We start from the raw sequence: 16,178 nt of genomic DNA, 5'->3' as shown, positions 1-16,178 counted from the left end.
CGGTGAGCAACCCCGTATTCTTCACCCCGGCCGGTGCGCTGGACACGGCCGTTCCGGGTTCCCTGTTCGTTCTCGACGGCGCAGAGGCCCGGCACGCGGTCACCGTCAAGCGGCTGGCGGTGGGAGAACAGGTTGACATTGCCGACGGCGCCGGCCGGCGCATCACCGGAACGGTGACGGAAGCAGCCCCCGCCGAACTGACGGTCGAATGCGCTTCCGTCACCACCGAGCAGCGGCCGGATGTCCGCCTGGTCCTGGTGCAGGCCCTGGCCAAGGGGGACCGGGATGAACTGGCGATTGAAACCGCCACCGAACTCGGCATCGACGCGGTGATCCCGTGGCAGTCGGAACGTTCGATCGTGAGGTGGAAGGGCGACCGGGCCACCAAAGCCCACGGCAAATGGCAGTCCGCCGTGACGGCGGCGGCCAAACAGGCACGGCGGGCCTGGATCCCCGAGGTGCGTCCCGCCGTCGACACCCAGGCCCTGGCTAAGCAGGTGGCAGAAGCCGGCCTCGCCGTGATTCTGCACGAAGACGCGGTCACGCCGCTGCGGCGCGTCCTCGGGAACTGGGCGGGGGAGCGCCAGGAGGCGGCGGCCCCCAGCGAAATACTCCTCATCGTGGGCCCCGAAGGGGGCATCAGTCCCCGCGAGGTCACCCGGCTGTGCAGCGCTGGTGCGGTCACGGCGCTGCTGGGACCGCACGTTCTGCGGTCATCGACGGCGGGTCCGGCCGGCGTCGTTGTGGCCAGCGACGTCTTGGGACGCTGGTAGCCGGGTCCGTCTGCGCAACCGGGTAGCGCAGCGGCCGCAGAATCGCGTAGGGACTACTCGTGTGCGACGGGCCGGTCCGGGTGTTGACTGGTTTCAGGCCGGCGGCGTCGAGTGCCTTTGAGACCGGGCATCTCCCCCCAGTCGCCGCCGGCCCTCATCGGCAGGCAGCTGTGGCCGCCAACATTTGGATTGACCGGAACCACAGTTGAACGTGCGCCCGAATGCAGGCCGTTCTCAAATGAAGGGGTAGACCGGAAACACATCGGCAGCCCCCGCCAGCGAAGCCGGAGGCGCATCAGGATGCCCGGATGCCGGAGGGCCGCTGTCGGAATCGGACAGTTCGAAGCCGGCAAGCGGAGCCCGCTTGTCCTCCACGGAATTGCTGTTCGTCACGGCCACTTTCACCTCCTGGTGCGGTCTTCGACCATTCTGACCGGCGCCGATCAAGGGCAGATCGGGCTTGGCTCAAGGTTCGATCAAGAAAACGCCCGACGGCGGAGGCAGAGTTGGGTGCCCGGCGACGCCGGAATCGGGGTCCGCAAATCGTGCGGCGGAAATCCGCTAGCGGACGGTGAAGCCCCGCGAGTCGACGTTCAGTTCGTCCTCCGGCCGGCCGGGGTCGATCTGGGAGACGCGCACCTCATAGTTGCCGGGGGCAAGATTGACCGTGATGCCAAAGACTCCGGAGGCTGCCGGATCCGCTGCCGCCCGGGCTTCGCCCGTCAGGTAGCTTTCCTTGTCGCCGTTCTCCTGGACCTTGAGGATGCGCCAGTGCAGTTTGCCGTTGGGGACTGTGCTTCGCCCGGAAATCTTGACCCGGCCGTCACCGACCTCGGTGCCTTGCTGCGGATCGATGATCCACACCGGCGCCACCATTCCGGCGCTGCGGGACGTCGGCGCGCCAAGCTTGACGTGCTTGAAGGCCAGGTAGTCGGTGTGCCCGTCCACCAGGATCACCACTTCAATCTGCTGGCCGGCATCGATCAGCCCCGAGCTGGCGCCGGCGGCCGTCGCCGTATAGACGAGCTGCTGGATGGCACGCTGGGCCATGTCCGCGTCAAGGTTGCTGTTGAAGGCGTCAGCGGAAACGTCCACGGTAATGACGTTGGTGCCGGAGATCGACGTCGCGAGATTCTTGGGGTTCTGCCACGGCGTGAAGAAGTCCGGGTCCAGCGGTGTCTCCGACATCATGGCCCGCAGGGCGCGCGTAATGGGGTTCTCATCGTCCGGCACGTCCCGGAACTCGCGGTACAGGAAGACGTTGCTGTTGCTCCGCCCGATCCAGTAGACCGGCGCCTTGTTGGACGACTGCGTTGTTTCCAGCGGCGCGCTCGTGGTGGGAACACCGTTCCCGTTCGTGCCGGCGGCCCTGCGTGATGAGGACGTCGGAGAGTTGGCGGAAGTCACCGTGGGGTCGGGATCGGCGATGCAGCCGGACAGCAGCAGGGCAGCCGGAAGCAGCGCGGACAGCACGGCGGAGCGCATCCGCGGTACTTTCCGGCCCGGAGTTCCTGGCTGACTGATGCTGGTGATCCCTTCAAAACGAGCACTTGCGTTCGGGCGCGCCGGACCTTCCCGGCGAGCTCCTTTTCCAGCATTACACGACACTTTGGGGCACCGCGTGCCTTTCGCGGCAGGCGGCCGAACTGCAACGGGAACGATATGAGGCCGATACAAAGTTGATATCTAATTGCGGGAACGCGTTACGGAATCGCGGTCCGCCGTGACCTTCCTGACGCGGCAGGCCGGAGCGTCCACTGGCGTAAGATGTAAGGACGCAAACGAGTTATATTCCGAACTGGAGGGAACCGAAGGCCCGAGGGCCGGCACCATGACTGAATCAGCAAACGGAAAGCGCCGCCTCAACACGGGGGACCGCACCACGGGTGAATTCCCCCATACTCTCCCCGGTGTCCGGACGGAGGTGGTCATCTTCGATAACTCTGATCAAATGGTGCAGTCGTTGGGCAGCCACGACGAAGCCCTCCGCTTTATCGAGGACCAGTTCCCGGCCGTCAGCTTCCACGTCCGCGGCAACGAACTCTCCATCAACGGCCCGTCGGCCGATGTCCCGCGGATCATGCGCCTGCTCAACGAGGTCCGGGGTCTCGTGGCCCGCGGCACCGTCATCACTCCGGCTGTCCTTCAGCAGCTGGTGTCCATGCTCCGGAGCCAGTCGCTGCAGAACCCGGTGGAGGTCCTGACCCACGACATCCTCTCCAGCCGCGGCAAGACCATCCGGCCCAAGACGCTGAACCAGAAGAACTATGTGGACGCGATCGACTCCAACACAGTGATCTTCGGGATTGGCCCTGCCGGCACCGGCAAGACGTACCTGGCGGTGGCCAAGGCGGTGCAGGCGCTGCAGCAGAAGGAAGTCAGCCGGATCATCCTTACCCGTCCCGCTGTTGAAGCCGGCGAACGTCTCGGGTTCCTGCCCGGCACGCTCAGCGACAAGATCGACCCCTACCTGCGGCCGCTGTACGACGCGCTGCACGACATGATGGACCCGGAGTCGATTCCCCGCCTGATGGCCGCCGGCACCATTGAAGTTGCGCCGCTCGCCTATATGAGGGGCCGGACGCTGAATGACGCCTTCATCATCCTGGACGAGGCGCAGAACACCACGCCGGAACAGATGAAGATGTTCCTGACCCGCCTCGGCTTCGGCTCCAAGATGGTGGTCACCGGCGACGTCACCCAGGTGGACCTGCCCTTCGGGACCCGCTCAGGCCTGCGCATCGTCGAGGAGATCCTCACCGGAATCGATGACGTCAGCTTCTCCGTACTGGACGCCGCCGACGTCGTCCGCCACCGCCTGGTGGGGGACATCGTCAACGCCTACAGCATCTGGGACGAAGCACAACGCAACCGGGTCAAGCATTCCGTTCCCCGGGAACGACGGGAGAGCACGCATGAGCATCGAAGTTAACAACGAATCCGGCGTCCAGGTGGACGAGGCGCGGCTGGTGGCGCTGGCACGCTTCATCTTCGAGCAGCTGTACATCCATCCGCAGGCGGAACTGTCCATCCTGCTCGTGGATGAGCCCGCGATGGAAAAGCTGCACATCGAACTCATGGACGAGCCCGGCGCCACCGACGTGCTCTCCGTGCCCATGGATGAGCTGACCCCGGGAACCCCGGACAAGCCCACCCCGCAGGGGATGCTCGGCGACATCGCGATCTGCCCGCAGGTGGCCGAGGTCCAGGCACGCAACGCCGGGCACACCATGCAGGACGAGATGCTGCTGCTGACCACGCACGGAATCCTGCACCTGCTCGGCTATGACCATGCCGAACCCGAGGAGAAGGCAGAAATGTTCGGCCTGCAGCGCGAACTGCTGACGGCATTCACCGGCAAAGAAGCACCGGCCGAGACCACCCAGTGACCTCCCTGCTCCTTGTCTGCATGGCGCTGGCGTTTCTCGGTGCCGCAGCGCTGCTGACTGCTGCCGAGGCGGCTTTCAGCTTCCTTCCGCGGCACGACGCCGAGCAGGTGATCCAGGGAAGCCAGGGCCCGGCCCTGCGGAGAATCCTCGACCAGCCAATGACGCACATGCGCGCCTTGCGCTTCTGGCGGATCTGGTTCGAGTCGGCCTCCGCTGTGGCCGTGGCCGTGCTCTTATACAGCCTGCTGGACAACGTGTGGCTGGCCGGCCTGGCGGCAACGGGCATCATGGCGATTCTCGGGTTTGTGCTGGTGGGGGTCTCACCGCGCCAGCTGGGCCGCGCGCACCCGGCAGCCGTCGCCCAGTATTCGGCGTCACTGGTCCGGTTCCTGGCCTGGGTGCTCGGCCCGATCCCCGCCTGGCTGGTACGGCTGGGCAGTGCCGTCGCCCCGGGTTCGCCCAACGGCGACGACTCCTACTTCAGCGAGGAGGAGTTCCGGGAGCTGGTTGACCGGGCCACCGAATCGGACATGATCGAGGACAACGAGGCCGAGCTCATCCAGTCCGTCTTCGAGTTCGGAGACACCCTGGTCCGTGCCGTCATGGTTCCGCGGACGGACATCCTGACCATTGACGCCGGCTCCAGCCTGCACAGCGCCATGTCACTGTTCCTGCGGTCGGGCTATTCCAGGATCCCGGTCATCGGTGAAAACACCGACCAGATCCTCGGCATCATCTACCTCAAGGACGTGGCTGCCGCGATCCACGGCCTCGACCCGGAGGCCGAGCCGCCGGTGGTGGACGCCCTGGCGCGGGAGGTCCGCTACGTCCCGGACTCCAAGCCGGTCAGCGATCTCCTCCGCGAACTGCAGAAGGAATCCACGCACGTGGCCATCGTCATTGACGAGTACGGCGGGACGGCCGGACTCGTGACGCTGGAGGACCTGATCGAGGAGCTCGTGGGCGAGATCGTGGACGAATACGATTCCGAGAGCGCGGCCGTCGTCGATCTGGGCGACGGCACGTACCGGGTGAGCGCCCGGATGGGAATTGACGACCTCGGCGAGCTGTTCGGCATCGAACTTGACGACGATGAAGTGGACACCGTGGGCGGCCTGATGGCCAAGGCCCTGGGCAGGGTCCCGATCGTGGGCAGCGCCGTGGACCTCGACGGCGTTTCGCTGCGCGCCGAGCGGCTCGAAGGCCGCCGGAACCGTGTCAGCCACATCATCGCGGCCGCTGCACCGAAAGACGCCGTTCCAAACAACACTGACCTTGACGAACTTCTCGACGAGGCCGAACCAATGCAACAGGGAGTTCCACGTGAGCAAGCAGAATAAGGCCGACGGCGGCGAACCGTTCGGCGGGTACCATGCCGGATTCTCGGTGCTGGTGGGCCGGCCCAACGCCGGCAAATCCACCCTCACCAACGCGCTGGTGGGCAAGAAGGTGGCCATCACCTCCGCCAAGCCGCAGACCACGCGGCACACGATCCGCGGGATCGTCCACCGCGAGGACGCCCAGCTGATCCTCGTGGATACCCCCGGCCTGCACCGGCCCCGGACCCTGCTGGGCAAGCGCCTGAACGAACTCGTTGCCGATACGCTCGCGGAAGTCGACGCGATCGGATTCTGCATCCCCGCCAACGAGAAGATCGGCCCCGGCGACAAGTTCATCGCCGCCCAGCTCGCCGCCGTCGGCCGCAAACCGGTGATTGCCCTGGTCACCAAGGCCGACCTGGTGGACAAACAGGCCCTGACGGAGCAGCTGCTGGCGGTCGCCGGGCTCGGCCGGGAAGCGCTGGGCGGGGACGGCTGGAAGGACATCGTTCCGGTCTCGGCCGCGGACGGGTTCCAGGTCAGCACGGTGGCGGACGTCCTGATCAGCCACATGCCGCCGTCGCCCCCGCTCTACCCGGACGGCGAGCTGACCGACGAGCCGGAGGCTGTCATGGTCGCTGAGCTCATCCGCGAGGCGGCGCTGGAGGGCGTGCGCGACGAGCTCCCGCACTCGCTGGCCGTGGTGGTCGAGGAGATCGTGCCGCGCGAGGGCCGGACGGAGGACAACCCGCTGCTTGATGTCCGCGTCAACCTCTACGTGGAGCGGCCCTCGCAGAAGGCGATCATCATCGGCAAGGGCGGCAGCCGCCTGCGGGAGGTGGGCACCAACGCCCGGAAGGGCATTGAGGCACTCCTGGGTACCCGGATCTACCTCGACCTGCACGTCAAGGTGGCCAAGGACTGGCAGCGGGACCCCAAGCAGCTGGTGAAGCTCGGGTTCTGACCCGGGGCCGCCCGGATTCCGGGGCGGTCGCCTGCCCGCCGGGCCGGAGCGCCGGATTTCCGGCGTTTTCCCAGAAACGGCAACTAAAATAAGCCGGATCCCATTTTTTCGAGGAAGGTACACCGTGCGACGCCGCGACAACCGCGCCCAAGGACCGGGCACACCCGCCCGTTCCGAGCCAGCTGCCCGGCACGCCGAGGACGCCCGGCTGGGCGCTGCCCGGCACCTGAATGTCCGCCACATGCCCGCATGGCTGAAGGTGACCACCGCCGTCGTCGCAGTGGTTTTGGCCGGCGGCCTCGCCTTCGCCGGCTACTGGTACTTCAGGCTGCAGTCCAATATCTCCTCGTCGGCACTCGGCGCCGGAAACGGCCGGACCGACACCACGGATGACGCGACCGGGAGGCTGCAGATCCTGATTCTGGGTTCGGACACCCGCGACGGCAAGAACTCGAATTACGGCAGCACCGAGGATTCCACCGGGTACGGCAACTCCGACGTCATGATGCTCATGGATATTTCGGAGGACAACAAGCGGGTCAACGTCATCAGCTTTCCCCGCGACCTGCTCGTGGACATCCCCAAGTGCACCGACCAGAAGACCGGCAAGCAGTACCCGGCGCGCAGCGGCATCATGATCAACGAGGCGATGAAAGAGGCCGGCATCGGCTGTGCCGTGGACACTGTCAACAAGCTGACCGGCATGGAGGTGGACCACTTCATGATGGCCGACTTCAACGCCGTGAAGGAACTGTCGAATGCCGTCGGCGGCGTGGAGGTCTGCATCAGCGACGCCGTCTACGACCCCGACTCGCGGCTGCGGCTGCCGAAGGGCACCTCCCAGGTGCAGGGCGAGCAGGCCCTCGCGTTCCTCCGCACGCGCCACGCGTTCGGCGACGGCGGTGACCTCGGCCGGATCAAGGCGCAGCAGGGATTCCTGTCGTCGCTTACCCGCAAGATCAAGGATGACGGCACGCTCACCAACCCGGCCAAGCTGCTCAACATCGCGGACGTCATCACCAAGAACCTCACCGTCGACGACGGCCTCTCCTCGGTCCCGGCGATGATCACCATCGCCAACCGGCTCAAGACGATCGACGTCGGCAAGGTCGCGTTTGTTGCGATGCCCACCGTCCCTGCCACCAGCGATCCCAACCGGCTCGAGGCCGCGCAGCCGGCCGCCTCGCAGCTGTTCGCCGCGCTGCGGAAGGACGTTGACCTGACCGACCCGGACGGGAAGGAAAGCCCGTCGCCGTCGGCGACGCCCAAGCCTTCCGCGAGCTCCCCTTCGGCCACGCCCAAGCCGACCAAGCCGGCAGCGCCGTATGACAAGGCGTTGCAGCCCGTCACGGTGGCCAACGGAACCGGCGTGGCCACGCGGACACAGGAAATCGTGGACGCCGTCGTCGCCGGCGGCTTCACCCAGGTGGGGCAGCTCGAGGCCGACACCACCGCAAAGACCATGGTCTACTACGGACCCGAGTTCGCAGACGTTGCCGCGGATGTGGCAGCGCTGTTCGGCATCCCGGCCGCCCAGGTGGCGCCGTCGTCCGGCGTCTCGGGTGTGCAGCTGTACCTGGGCACCGACTTCGCGTCCGGGACCAAGTACGGCAAGACCACGGTTCCCAAGGACATCGTCAACCAGACCGCCGGCGACACCGTCTGCCAGCAGGCAAACCCCGAACTGATTGTGCAGTAGCTGCATGTCCAGTAGCTGATTGTGCAGTAGCTGCTCACGCAATAGCTGCTCGTGACAATTGCCTGAACAGCAGGCTGGACACCAAAAAGGCCGGACACAAAAAATGCCGGGCCGCCCGTTACGGGGCGGCCCGGCATTGTTGCGTTACCAGATACTGACGCGCTCCGCCGGGGGCATCCACATGCCGTCCTCCTCCGTGACGCCGAACGCGGCGTGGAAGGAGTCAAGGTTCTTGGCGATGGCGTTGGTGCGGAATTCATTGGGGGAGTGCGGGTCCGTGGCCAGCCGCCGGATGGCTTCTTCGGTGCGGATCACCTGGCGCCAGCCGGCAGCCCAGGAGGCGAAAAAGCGCTGCTCGCCGGTCAGGCCGTCGATCACCGGAGGCTCCTGGCCGTCGAGGCTGAGGCGGTAGGCCTTGTGCGCAATGGTGAGGCCGCCAAGGTCGCCGATGTTTTCGCCCAGCGTGAGCTTGCCGTTGACGTTGTGGCCCGGCGCAGCGTAGGGGGAGAGTGCGTCGAACTGGTCCACGAGGCGGCCGGTCAGTGCTTCGAAGGCCTTGCGGTCATCCTCGGTCCACCAGTTGCGCAGTTCACCCTTACCGTCGAACTGGGAGCCCTGGTCATCGAAGCCGTGGCCGATCTCATGCCCGATTACGGCCCCGATGCCGCCGTAGTTCACGGCGTCGTCGGCTTCAGCGGTGAAGAAGGGCGGCTGGAGGATGGCGGCCGGAAACACGACCTCATTCAGCATCGGGTGGTAGTAGGCGTTGACCGTCTGTGGCGTCATGAGCCACTTGTTGTGGTCCACCGGCTTGCCCACCTCGTCCAGATGCCGGTCGACGTCGGCATTGTGGGCGCGTTCGACGTTCCCCAGCAGGTCCGCGGGGTCGATCACCACAGCCGAGTAGTCGATCCACTCATCGGGGAAACCGATCTTGGCGCGGAAGGCCCCCAACTTCCGGAGCGCCTCGGCCTTGGTGTCCTCGCCCATCCACTCCAGGCCGCTGATGCTCTCACGGTAGGCCTCGATCAGGTTCCCCACCAGCGTCTGCATGCGGGCTTTATGGCCCTCCGGGAAGTGCCGCGCCACGTAGATCTGGCCCACGGCCTCGCCCAGCGCGGCCTCGACGACGGCTACGCCGCGCTTCCAGCGGTCCTTGTTCCGCGGGGTGCCGCTGATGGTGGTGCCATAGAAGGCAAAGTTCGTGTCGACGAAAGCCGACGACAGGTAGGGGGCTGCCGAGTTGATGATCCGGAGGGCCAGCCATTCCTGCCAGACAGCCAGTGGCTCCGAGGCCAGCAGCGCGGTTGCGCCGGCAAAGAAGTCCGGGGTGCTGACCACGATCTCCTGCCGCTTCTCTGCGGCGATGTCCGCGGCCTCAAACCAGGTGTCCAGCAGGGGGAACAGCTCCCGGGCCTCGTCTGCCGACTTCAGGTTGTAGGTCTTCTGCGGGTTCCGGAGCGTGACGTTGTCCCAGTGGTGCGAAGCCAGGGCGGTTTCCAGTGCCACCACCCGGGATGCGGCTTCTTCCGGATCAGCTACGCCGGCCAGGCCGAACATGGTGCCCACATACTCCCGGTAGGACTGCACCACCGGGGCAAATTTTTCCTCGCGGTAGTAGGACTCGTCGGGCAGCCCCAGGCCGCCCTGGCCCGTGTAGAGGAGAACGCGATCGGGATTTCCGGCGTCGGGTGCCGGGTAGATGTAGAAAAGCCCCGACACATCGGCACGGAAGAGCCGGCCGGCCAGCGCGAGCAGCCCGGAAATGCTGGCCGTGGCGAAGACCTCGGCCAGGCGTCCGCGGATGGGGTCCAGCCCTTTGGCCTCGACGGCCGCCTCGTCCATGAAGCTGTTGTAGAGATCGCCGATTTTCCGCTCGATGCCGCTGGCCCCGGCCCCCTTGGCCGCTGCCTCCTCGATGATTTCCCGGACGGCAAGCTCCGAGCCGTCACGCAGGGCGGTGAAGGTGCCTTCCAGCGCGCGGTCGTCGGGGATGGTGGTGTCCTTCAGCCAGGCGCCGTTCACGTGCTGGTAGAGGTCGTCCTGTGGCCTCACGCTGTGGTCGATGTTTGACAGGGCGATCCCCGAAATTGGCACAGGAGCTCCTTCGATGACGGGCTGCTTCCGGCACTTCACCGGCGCAGCGTCTGCATGGTGGACGTTGCTGGAGGTGTTGCCCCTTCATCTTACGCACCCGTGTTACTGTGAAATGGTGCGTGCAGAGCTCCTTCTTCTTAGCTGCCGCGGCGAGGCCTCAGACGCGATCTAGCGCAAGGCCCACCCTCGTCGCGGAGTTTGTGTTGCCCGGCCACCCTTTCACTCAGGAATCACAGAAAAGGCCAGATTAATGCGAAACGCACAGAAGCCCTCCGGTATGCCGATCCACCGCTACATCCCCTTCCAGGACCAGATCAAGGTCGATCTGCCGGACCGGACGTGGCCGGACAAGATCATCACCAAGGCTCCGCGCTGGTGCGCCGTTGACCTGCGTGACGGCAACCAGGCGCTGATCGACCCCATGAGCCCGGCCCGCAAGATGAAGATGTTCGACCTGCTGGTCCGGATGGGCTACAAGGAGATCGAGGTCGGCTTCCCCTCCGCATCGCAGACCGACTTCGACTTCGTCCGGCAGCTGATCGAGGGCAACCACATCCCGGACGACGTCACCATCCAGGTGCTGACCCAGGCCCGTGAACACCTCATCGAACGGACCTACGAGTCGCTGGTGGGCGCCAAGCAGGCCATCGTGCACCTGTACAACTCGACGTCCGTCCTGCAGCGCCGCGTCGTGTTCAACCAGGACGAGGACGGCATCCTGGACATCGCCCTGCAGGGCGCCCGGCTTTGCAAGAAGTACGAGGAGACGCTGGGCGACACCCACATCACGTACGAGTACTCTCCGGAGTCCTTCACCGGCACCGAACTGGAGTACGCGGTCCGCGTCTGCAACGCCGTCGCCGATGTCTTCGAGGCGTCCGCAGACCGCCAGGTGATCATCAACCTGCCTGCCACCGTGGAGATGGCCACTCCCAACGTCTACGCCGACTCCATTGAGTGGATGAGCCGCCACCTGCACCCGCGGGACGGCATCATCCTCTCCCTGCACCCGCACAACGACCGCGGCACCGGTGTGGCCGCGGCAGAGCTGGGCTACCAGGCCGGCGCCGACCGCATCGAGGGCTGCCTCTTCGGCAACGGCGAGCGGACCGGCAACGTGGACCTGGTGACGCTGGGCCTGAACATGTTCGTGCAGGGCGTTGACCCGATGATCGACTTCTCCGACATCGACGATGTCCGGCGCACCGTGGAGTACTGCAACCAGCTGCCGGTGGCAGAACGTGCACCCTACGGCGGTGACCTCGTTTTCACCGCGTTCTCCGGCTCCCACCAGGACGCCATCAAGAAGGGCCTCGAGGCCCTCGAGAAGGATGCGGCGGCTGCCGGCAAGGACGTCAGCGACTTCACCTGGCAGGTGCCGTACCTGCCCGTGGACCCGAAGGACCTCGGCCGCAGCTACGAGGCCGTGATCCGCGTCAACTCCCAGTCCGGCAAGGGCGGCGTGGCCTACCTGCTCAAGAGCGAGCACAGCCTGGACCTGCCGCGGCGTGCGCAGATCGAATTCTCCGGCGTCATCCAGCGCCGCACCGACACCGTGGGCGGCGAGGTCAGCGGCGCCCAGCTGTGGCAGCTGTTCCAGGACGAGTACCTGCCCTCGGCCCAGCCGGAGAACCAGTGGGGCCGCTATTCCCTCGGCTCGGTGAAGACCGAGACCGATGAGGACGGCTCGATGACCCTGCTCGCGTCGCTGGGCGTGGACGGCGCGCACGTCAGCCGCACCGGGACCGGCAACGGCCCCATCGCCGCGCTGCTGGACATCCTCGGCCAGGACGGCGTGGATGTGCGGGTGCTGGACTACAGCGAGCACGCACTGTCCGAAGGTGGCAGCGCCCTCGCAGCCGCGTACGTCGAATGCGCCGTCGGGGAGCGCGTCCTGTGGGGCGTCGGCATCGACTCGAACACCAGCACCTCGGCGCTGAAGGCAGTCATCTCGGCCGTGAACCGGGCCATCCGGGACGCCCAGGCCTGAGCTTCCTGACAGCTGCGCCGCCGGTCCGCGCCGGCGGCGCAGCTGTTTCAGCGGCTCGGCAGCGCCGGCGGCGCAGCTGTTTCATGGAGTCAATGGGAAGATAAAGCGTGGTCCAATCATTCGCAGCGCGCAGCTACCGCGACGACGCCGTGGTGTTGCGCACCCACAAGCTGGGCGAGGCGGACCGCATCATCACCCTGCTGACCAAGCACCACGGCCAGGTCAGGGCGGTGGCCAAAGGAATCCGGCGGACCACCAGCCGGTTCGGCGCCCGCCTGGAGCCCTTCATGGTGGCAGACCTGCAGCTCGTATCCGGCAAGACCCTCGATATCGTCACCCAAGCTGTCGCCAAAGGGGCGTACGGGGGCAGCATCGCCTCCGACTACGGGCGGTATACGGTGGCCGCCGCCATGACCGAGACCGCCGAAAAGCTCACCGACGTCGACGGTGAAGCCGGGACCGCGCAGTACAACCTGCTGGTCGGCGCCCTGGCCTCGCTGAGCCGCGGGGACCATGCACCGGAGCTGATCCTGGATTCCTACCTGCTGCGGGCCCTGTCCACCGGCGGCTGGGCGCCCAGTTTCACCGACTGTGCGCGCTGCGGCGCGCCCGGACCGCACACCGCCTTCTCCGCCCCGCTGGGCGGCATGGTCTGCGGCGGCTGCCGGCCGCCGGGGTCTCCGGCGCCTGCACCGGAGACGGTCACCCTGATGGGTGCGCTGCTCACGGGGGACTGGACGACGGCGGACGCTTCCCTTCCGGTCCACCGCCGGGAATCCGCGGGGCTGGTGGCAAGCTATCTGCAGTGGCACCTGGAGCGTGTCCTGAAATCCCTCAAACATGTGGAGCGTACCTAACAGTGTCCTTGGGAAAGAAGACCAGTCCTGCCCGGCGCCGCACCGCTCCGGTGGTGGCCCCGTACCCGCATCCCTCGGGGGCGGTTCCGCCGCCCATTCCGGCAGAGTTCGTGCCCCGGCACGTGGCGATCGTGATGGACGGCAACGGCAGGTGGGCCAACCAGCGGGGCCTGCCGCGCATTGAGGGCCACAAGGCGGGGGAGCCTGCCCTGCTGGACGTCGTGGCAGGGGCCATTGAACTGGGCATCGAGTACGTCACCGTGTACGCCTTCTCCACCGAGAACTGGCGGCGGTCACCCGAGGAAGTGCGCTTCCTGATGGGCTTCAACAAGGAGGTGCTGCGCCGCCAGCGCAACCAGCTCGATGAGTGGGGTGTGCGGATCCGCTGGTCCGGCCGGCGTCCCCGGCTGTGGGGGTCGGTCATCCGGGAGCTGGAGGAAGCGGAGGCCTACACCGCCGGCAACAGCACCTGCACCCTGACCATGTGCGTGAACTACGGCGGCCGCGCGGAAATCGCGGACGCCGTCTCCGCCATTGCCCAGGACGTGGCCGATGGCAGGCTCAAGCCCGGGGCCATCACCGAGAAAACGGTCCAAAAATACCTCGACGAACCGGACCTTCCCGACGTCGACCTCTTCCTCCGCAGCTCAGGCGAGCAACGCCTGTCCAACTTCATGCTGTGGCAGTCGGCCTACGCAGAGTTTGTGTTCCTGGACACCCTGTGGCCCGACGTCGACCGGCGCACGCTGTGGGACGCGGTGGAGATCTACGCCCAGCGGGACCGCCGGTACGGCGGGGCCGTGGACGCTGCCAAGGCCCTCTAGGTCCCGCATCCCGGGCACGGTTCTGCATATCGGGCACCCCGGTCACGTGGCGTAGCCCCTGATCCACCTGGCCAGGCGCCCGTACGCGTCGTCCCGCACGGCGGCCCGGGAAAGGAAGACATCGTGGAGGGCGCCGTCGATCCGCTCCACGGTGACGCTCCTGCCCAGCGACACGGCACGGGCGGCGATGGTGTTCACGTCCAGCACGGCGTCCGTGCGGCGCATTTCCTCGTTCCACACCATGCCGTTCTCGCTGGCCGCTGACAGCAGGACCAGAACAGGGACCTGGATCTCCAGACCGCGCGCCACCTTCGCCTGGCCTGCCAGGATGGCGCTAAGCCAGGCGGCCCGCACCGGGAAGGCCAGGGGCGGACGGTACGCATCATCCAGGGTCCACTCGCCGTCGGCCGAATTGCTGATGCTCCGCCAGTAGAAGCCGCGCTCCGGAAGCCTGAGTACCGCCTCCGGGCGCAGGCGGGCTATCGGCTCCACCATGGTCCACGCCGCGCGCCGGACCAGCGCACTGCGGTGCATCTCAAGCCACGGACTGTTCAGGACGAGGTGGGAAACCGCGCCGGGATTCCGGCTGGCCCAGAGCGCTGCCACCAGGCCGCCCGTGGAATGGCCCATGAGTACGAGCTGCACAGGTCCGCCACCGCCCGAATCCGTGATCATGCTGACCGCGGTGCCAATCTCGGCGTCGTAATTTCCCAGGTCAGCGACATAGCCGCCGTGGGTCCCCGGCTGCAGGCTGCGCCCATGGTTGTGCATGTCCAAGGCAAAAAACTCGAATCCCTCCCCATCCCAGAACCGCGCCAATTCGACATTGAAGAAGTAATCACTCCAGCCATGCAGGAAAAGCACCGCCCGGCGCGGCGCGGATGGGCGGGGATCCTGCGCATCCAGGGCATCAGGCGTGAACCGGACCAGTGTTGCCCGGCGGCGGATGCCGTCCCTGCCCACTGCCTCGAAGGCGCTGGACTGAAAGCCGGGCCCCAGGATGTCGCTTTGCCACTCCATGGCACCAGCGTAGGCTTTTGGCCCCCGGGGTGCGGTCTTCAGTCCGGGGTTGTGCCGGTCCGGTTTGGTCTGCACCGCCGAAGACGGAAAACTAGAGGCATGCGCGTATACCCCACTTTTTTCAGGCTGGCCTTTTCATGGATGGACGCCGAACGCGCCCACAAGATCGGTTTCAAGGGAATCCGGCTGGTCCACTCCGTGGGTGCGGGACGGCTGCTGGAACGGTTTACGGCAGCACCGGCCTCCCTGCAGACGGAGGCGCTCGGCCTGACCTTCCCGTCGCCGTTCGGGCTGGCTGCCGGATTCGACAAGGAGGGCCACGGGATCGAGGCGCTGACCGAACTTGGCTTCGGCCACGTCGAAGTGGGCACCATCACCGGCCAGGCACAGCCGGGCAATGAGAAGCCCAGGCTGTTCCGGCTCATCGAGGACCGGGCCGTCATCAACCGGATGGGTTTCAACAACGACGGCGCCGCTGCCGTGGCTCCGCGGCTCAAGTCCGCCCGGGCAGCACTGCAGCGCCGCCATGCCAAGGTCCGCCCCGTCATCGGTGTGAACATCGGCAAGACCAAGGTCGTGGAGCTTGAGGATGCCGTCGGGGACTATCTGATCAGTGCCCGCAGCCTGGCTCCTGCGGCCGACTACCTCGTGGTGAATGTCAGCTCGCCCAACACGCCAGGGCTCCGGCTGCTGCAGAACGTGGAGACGCTGCGGCCACTGCTGAAGGCGGTGGGGGAGGAGGCGGACAGGTCCGCCGGACGGCATGTGCCGCTCCTGGTCAAGATCGCGCCCGACCTCACTGACGAGGATATCGACGACGTCGCCCGGCTGGCGATGGACCTCGGACTCGACGGCATCATCGCCACGAACACCACCATCGGCCGCGACGGGCTCAAGTCCCCTTCGCAAAAGGTGGAGGACTGCGGTGCGGGAGGACTGTCAGGCGCCCCGCTCAAGAACCGCTCGCTGGAGGTTCTGCGCCGGCTGAAGTCAATCACCCAGGACCGGCTGACGCTCATCTCCGTGGGTGGTGTGGAGACCGCCGCTGACGTCCAGGCACGGCTCGACGCGGGAGCCACCCTGGTCCAGGGCTACACCGCCTTCCTCTACGAGGGGCCGTTCTGGGCCGCCCGGATCAACAGGGAACTGGCCAGGACCCGCCGGACCACGAGCGTGAACCGTTAGACGTGCGGCCCGTTAAATGCGGGCCGTTAAATGCAGCAGCCCGGCGGGTCCACCGCCGGGC

At 66.5% G+C, this 16,178-nt stretch carries 14 protein-coding genes; 10 read left to right on the top strand and 4 right to left on the bottom strand.

The features are described from left to right. Positions 1 to 2 precede the first annotated feature (2 nt). Positions 3 to 773 carry a 16S rRNA (uracil(1498)-N(3))-methyltransferase gene (locus tag ACFUTU_RS18130; protein ID WP_377966768.1) on the top strand — a complete coding sequence of 257 codons (771 nt, stop codon included), beginning with the start codon at positions 3 to 5 and terminating at the stop codon, positions 771 to 773. A 234-nt stretch (positions 774 to 1,007) separates the two neighbouring features. Here the strand turns inward: ACFUTU_RS18130 and ACFUTU_RS18125 are convergent, their stop codons facing one another. Next, complete coding sequence (locus tag ACFUTU_RS18125; protein ID WP_377966766.1) at positions 1,008 to 1,172, bottom strand: hypothetical protein; 165 nt, start codon at positions 1,170 to 1,172, stop codon at positions 1,008 to 1,010. Between the two features lie 162 nt (positions 1,173 to 1,334). Then, positions 1,335 to 2,258 carry a GerMN domain-containing protein gene (locus ACFUTU_RS18120; protein WP_377966764.1) on the bottom strand — a complete coding sequence of 308 codons (924 nt, stop codon included), beginning with the start codon at positions 2,256 to 2,258 and terminating at the stop codon, positions 1,335 to 1,337. A 346-nt stretch (positions 2,259 to 2,604) separates the two neighbouring features. On the opposite strand from ACFUTU_RS18120, the gene ACFUTU_RS18115 reads away from it, so the two are divergent. The 5 genes from ACFUTU_RS18115 (at position 2,605) to ACFUTU_RS18095 (ending at position 8,144) form a co-directional block, all read left to right on the top strand. After that, a complete protein-coding gene (locus tag ACFUTU_RS18115) occupies positions 2,605 to 3,705 on the top strand; it encodes a PhoH family protein (protein ID WP_377966762.1) in 1,101 nt (366 codons plus the stop codon). Next, positions 3,689 to 4,162 (top strand): rRNA maturation RNase YbeY, encoded by a 474-nt coding sequence (ybeY, locus tag ACFUTU_RS18110; RefSeq protein ID WP_377966760.1) that lies wholly within the window; start codon positions 3,689 to 3,691, stop codon positions 4,160 to 4,162. The genes ACFUTU_RS18115 and ybeY overlap by 17 nt, the downstream gene beginning before the upstream one ends. Next, the gene (locus tag ACFUTU_RS18105; RefSeq protein ID WP_377966758.1) at positions 4,159 to 5,502 is read left to right on the top strand and encodes a hemolysin family protein; all 1,344 of its coding nucleotides are present in this window, start codon (positions 4,159 to 4,161) and stop codon (positions 5,500 to 5,502) included. Before ybeY ends, ACFUTU_RS18105 begins: the two co-directional genes overlap by 4 nt. Next, the gene (gene era, locus ACFUTU_RS18100; protein ID WP_377966756.1) at positions 5,486 to 6,445 is read left to right on the top strand and encodes a GTPase Era; all 960 of its coding nucleotides are present in this window, start codon (positions 5,486 to 5,488) and stop codon (positions 6,443 to 6,445) included. The genes ACFUTU_RS18105 and era overlap by 17 nt, the downstream gene beginning before the upstream one ends. Positions 6,446 to 6,569: 124 nt before the next feature. After that, positions 6,570 to 8,144 (top strand): LCP family protein, encoded by a 1,575-nt coding sequence (locus ACFUTU_RS18095; protein ID WP_377966754.1) that lies wholly within the window; start codon positions 6,570 to 6,572, stop codon positions 8,142 to 8,144. Between the two features lie 144 nt (positions 8,145 to 8,288). On the opposite strand, the gene ACFUTU_RS18090 is transcribed toward ACFUTU_RS18095, so the two are convergent. Continuing rightward, positions 8,289 to 10,241: a M13 family metallopeptidase gene (locus ACFUTU_RS18090; protein WP_377966752.1), complete on the bottom strand. Its 1,953-nt coding sequence runs from the start codon at positions 10,239 to 10,241 to the stop codon at positions 8,289 to 8,291. Between the two features lie 250 nt (positions 10,242 to 10,491). Between ACFUTU_RS18090 and leuA the strand changes: the two genes are divergently transcribed. The 3 genes from leuA (at position 10,492) to ACFUTU_RS18075 (ending at position 13,912) form a co-directional block, all read left to right on the top strand. Further along, positions 10,492 to 12,231: a 2-isopropylmalate synthase gene (gene leuA, locus ACFUTU_RS18085; RefSeq protein WP_377966750.1), complete on the top strand. Its 1,740-nt coding sequence runs from the start codon at positions 10,492 to 10,494 to the stop codon at positions 12,229 to 12,231. 107 nt (positions 12,232 to 12,338) lie between these two features. Next, positions 12,339 to 13,088: a DNA repair protein RecO gene (recO, locus tag ACFUTU_RS18080; protein WP_377966748.1), complete on the top strand. Its 750-nt coding sequence runs from the start codon at positions 12,339 to 12,341 to the stop codon at positions 13,086 to 13,088. A 2-nt stretch (positions 13,089 to 13,090) separates the two neighbouring features. Continuing rightward, the gene (locus tag ACFUTU_RS18075; RefSeq protein ID WP_377966746.1) at positions 13,091 to 13,912 is read left to right on the top strand and encodes an isoprenyl transferase; all 822 of its coding nucleotides are present in this window, start codon (positions 13,091 to 13,093) and stop codon (positions 13,910 to 13,912) included. Positions 13,913 to 13,954: 42 nt separating this feature from the next. Here ACFUTU_RS18075 and ACFUTU_RS18070 read toward each other — a convergent pair whose 3' ends face one another. Further along, the gene (locus ACFUTU_RS18070; protein WP_377966744.1) at positions 13,955 to 14,932 is read right to left on the bottom strand and encodes an alpha/beta hydrolase; all 978 of its coding nucleotides are present in this window, start codon (positions 14,930 to 14,932) and stop codon (positions 13,955 to 13,957) included. Between the two features lie 99 nt (positions 14,933 to 15,031). On the opposite strand from ACFUTU_RS18070, the gene ACFUTU_RS18065 reads away from it, so the two are divergent. Continuing rightward, positions 15,032 to 16,117, top strand: coding sequence for a quinone-dependent dihydroorotate dehydrogenase (locus tag ACFUTU_RS18065; RefSeq protein ID WP_377966742.1), 1,086 nt, complete (start codon positions 15,032 to 15,034; stop codon positions 16,115 to 16,117). Positions 16,118 to 16,178 lie beyond the last annotated feature (61 nt).

The organism is Arthrobacter sp. NPDC057388, assembly GCF_042668165.1.
GTDB lineage: Bacteria > Actinomycetota > Actinomycetes > Actinomycetales > Micrococcaceae > Arthrobacter.
The sequence above is the reverse complement of the archived record's forward strand: the minus strand, read 5'-3'. Positions and strand labels throughout refer to the sequence as shown.

What these genes read in the sequence shown, in the direction of transcription:
- ACFUTU_RS18115 (WP_377966762.1), top strand. Translation starts at nt 2,605, where the DNA reads ATGACTGAATCAGCAAACGGAAAGCGCCGCCTCAACACGGGGGACCGC.
- ACFUTU_RS18070 (WP_377966744.1), bottom strand. Translation starts at nt 14,932, where the DNA reads ATGGAGTGGCAAAGCGACATCCTGGGGCCCGGCTTTCAGTCCAGCGCC.
- ybeY (WP_377966760.1), top strand. Translation starts at nt 3,689, where the DNA reads ATGAGCATCGAAGTTAACAACGAATCCGGCGTCCAGGTGGACGAGGCG.
- ACFUTU_RS18120 (WP_377966764.1), bottom strand. Translation starts at nt 2,258, where the DNA reads ATGCGCTCCGCCGTGCTGTCCGCGCTGCTTCCGGCTGCCCTGCTGCTG.
- leuA (WP_377966750.1), top strand. Translation starts at nt 10,492, where the DNA reads ATGCGAAACGCACAGAAGCCCTCCGGTATGCCGATCCACCGCTACATC.
- ACFUTU_RS18065 (WP_377966742.1), top strand. Translation starts at nt 15,032, where the DNA reads ATGCGCGTATACCCCACTTTTTTCAGGCTGGCCTTTTCATGGATGGAC.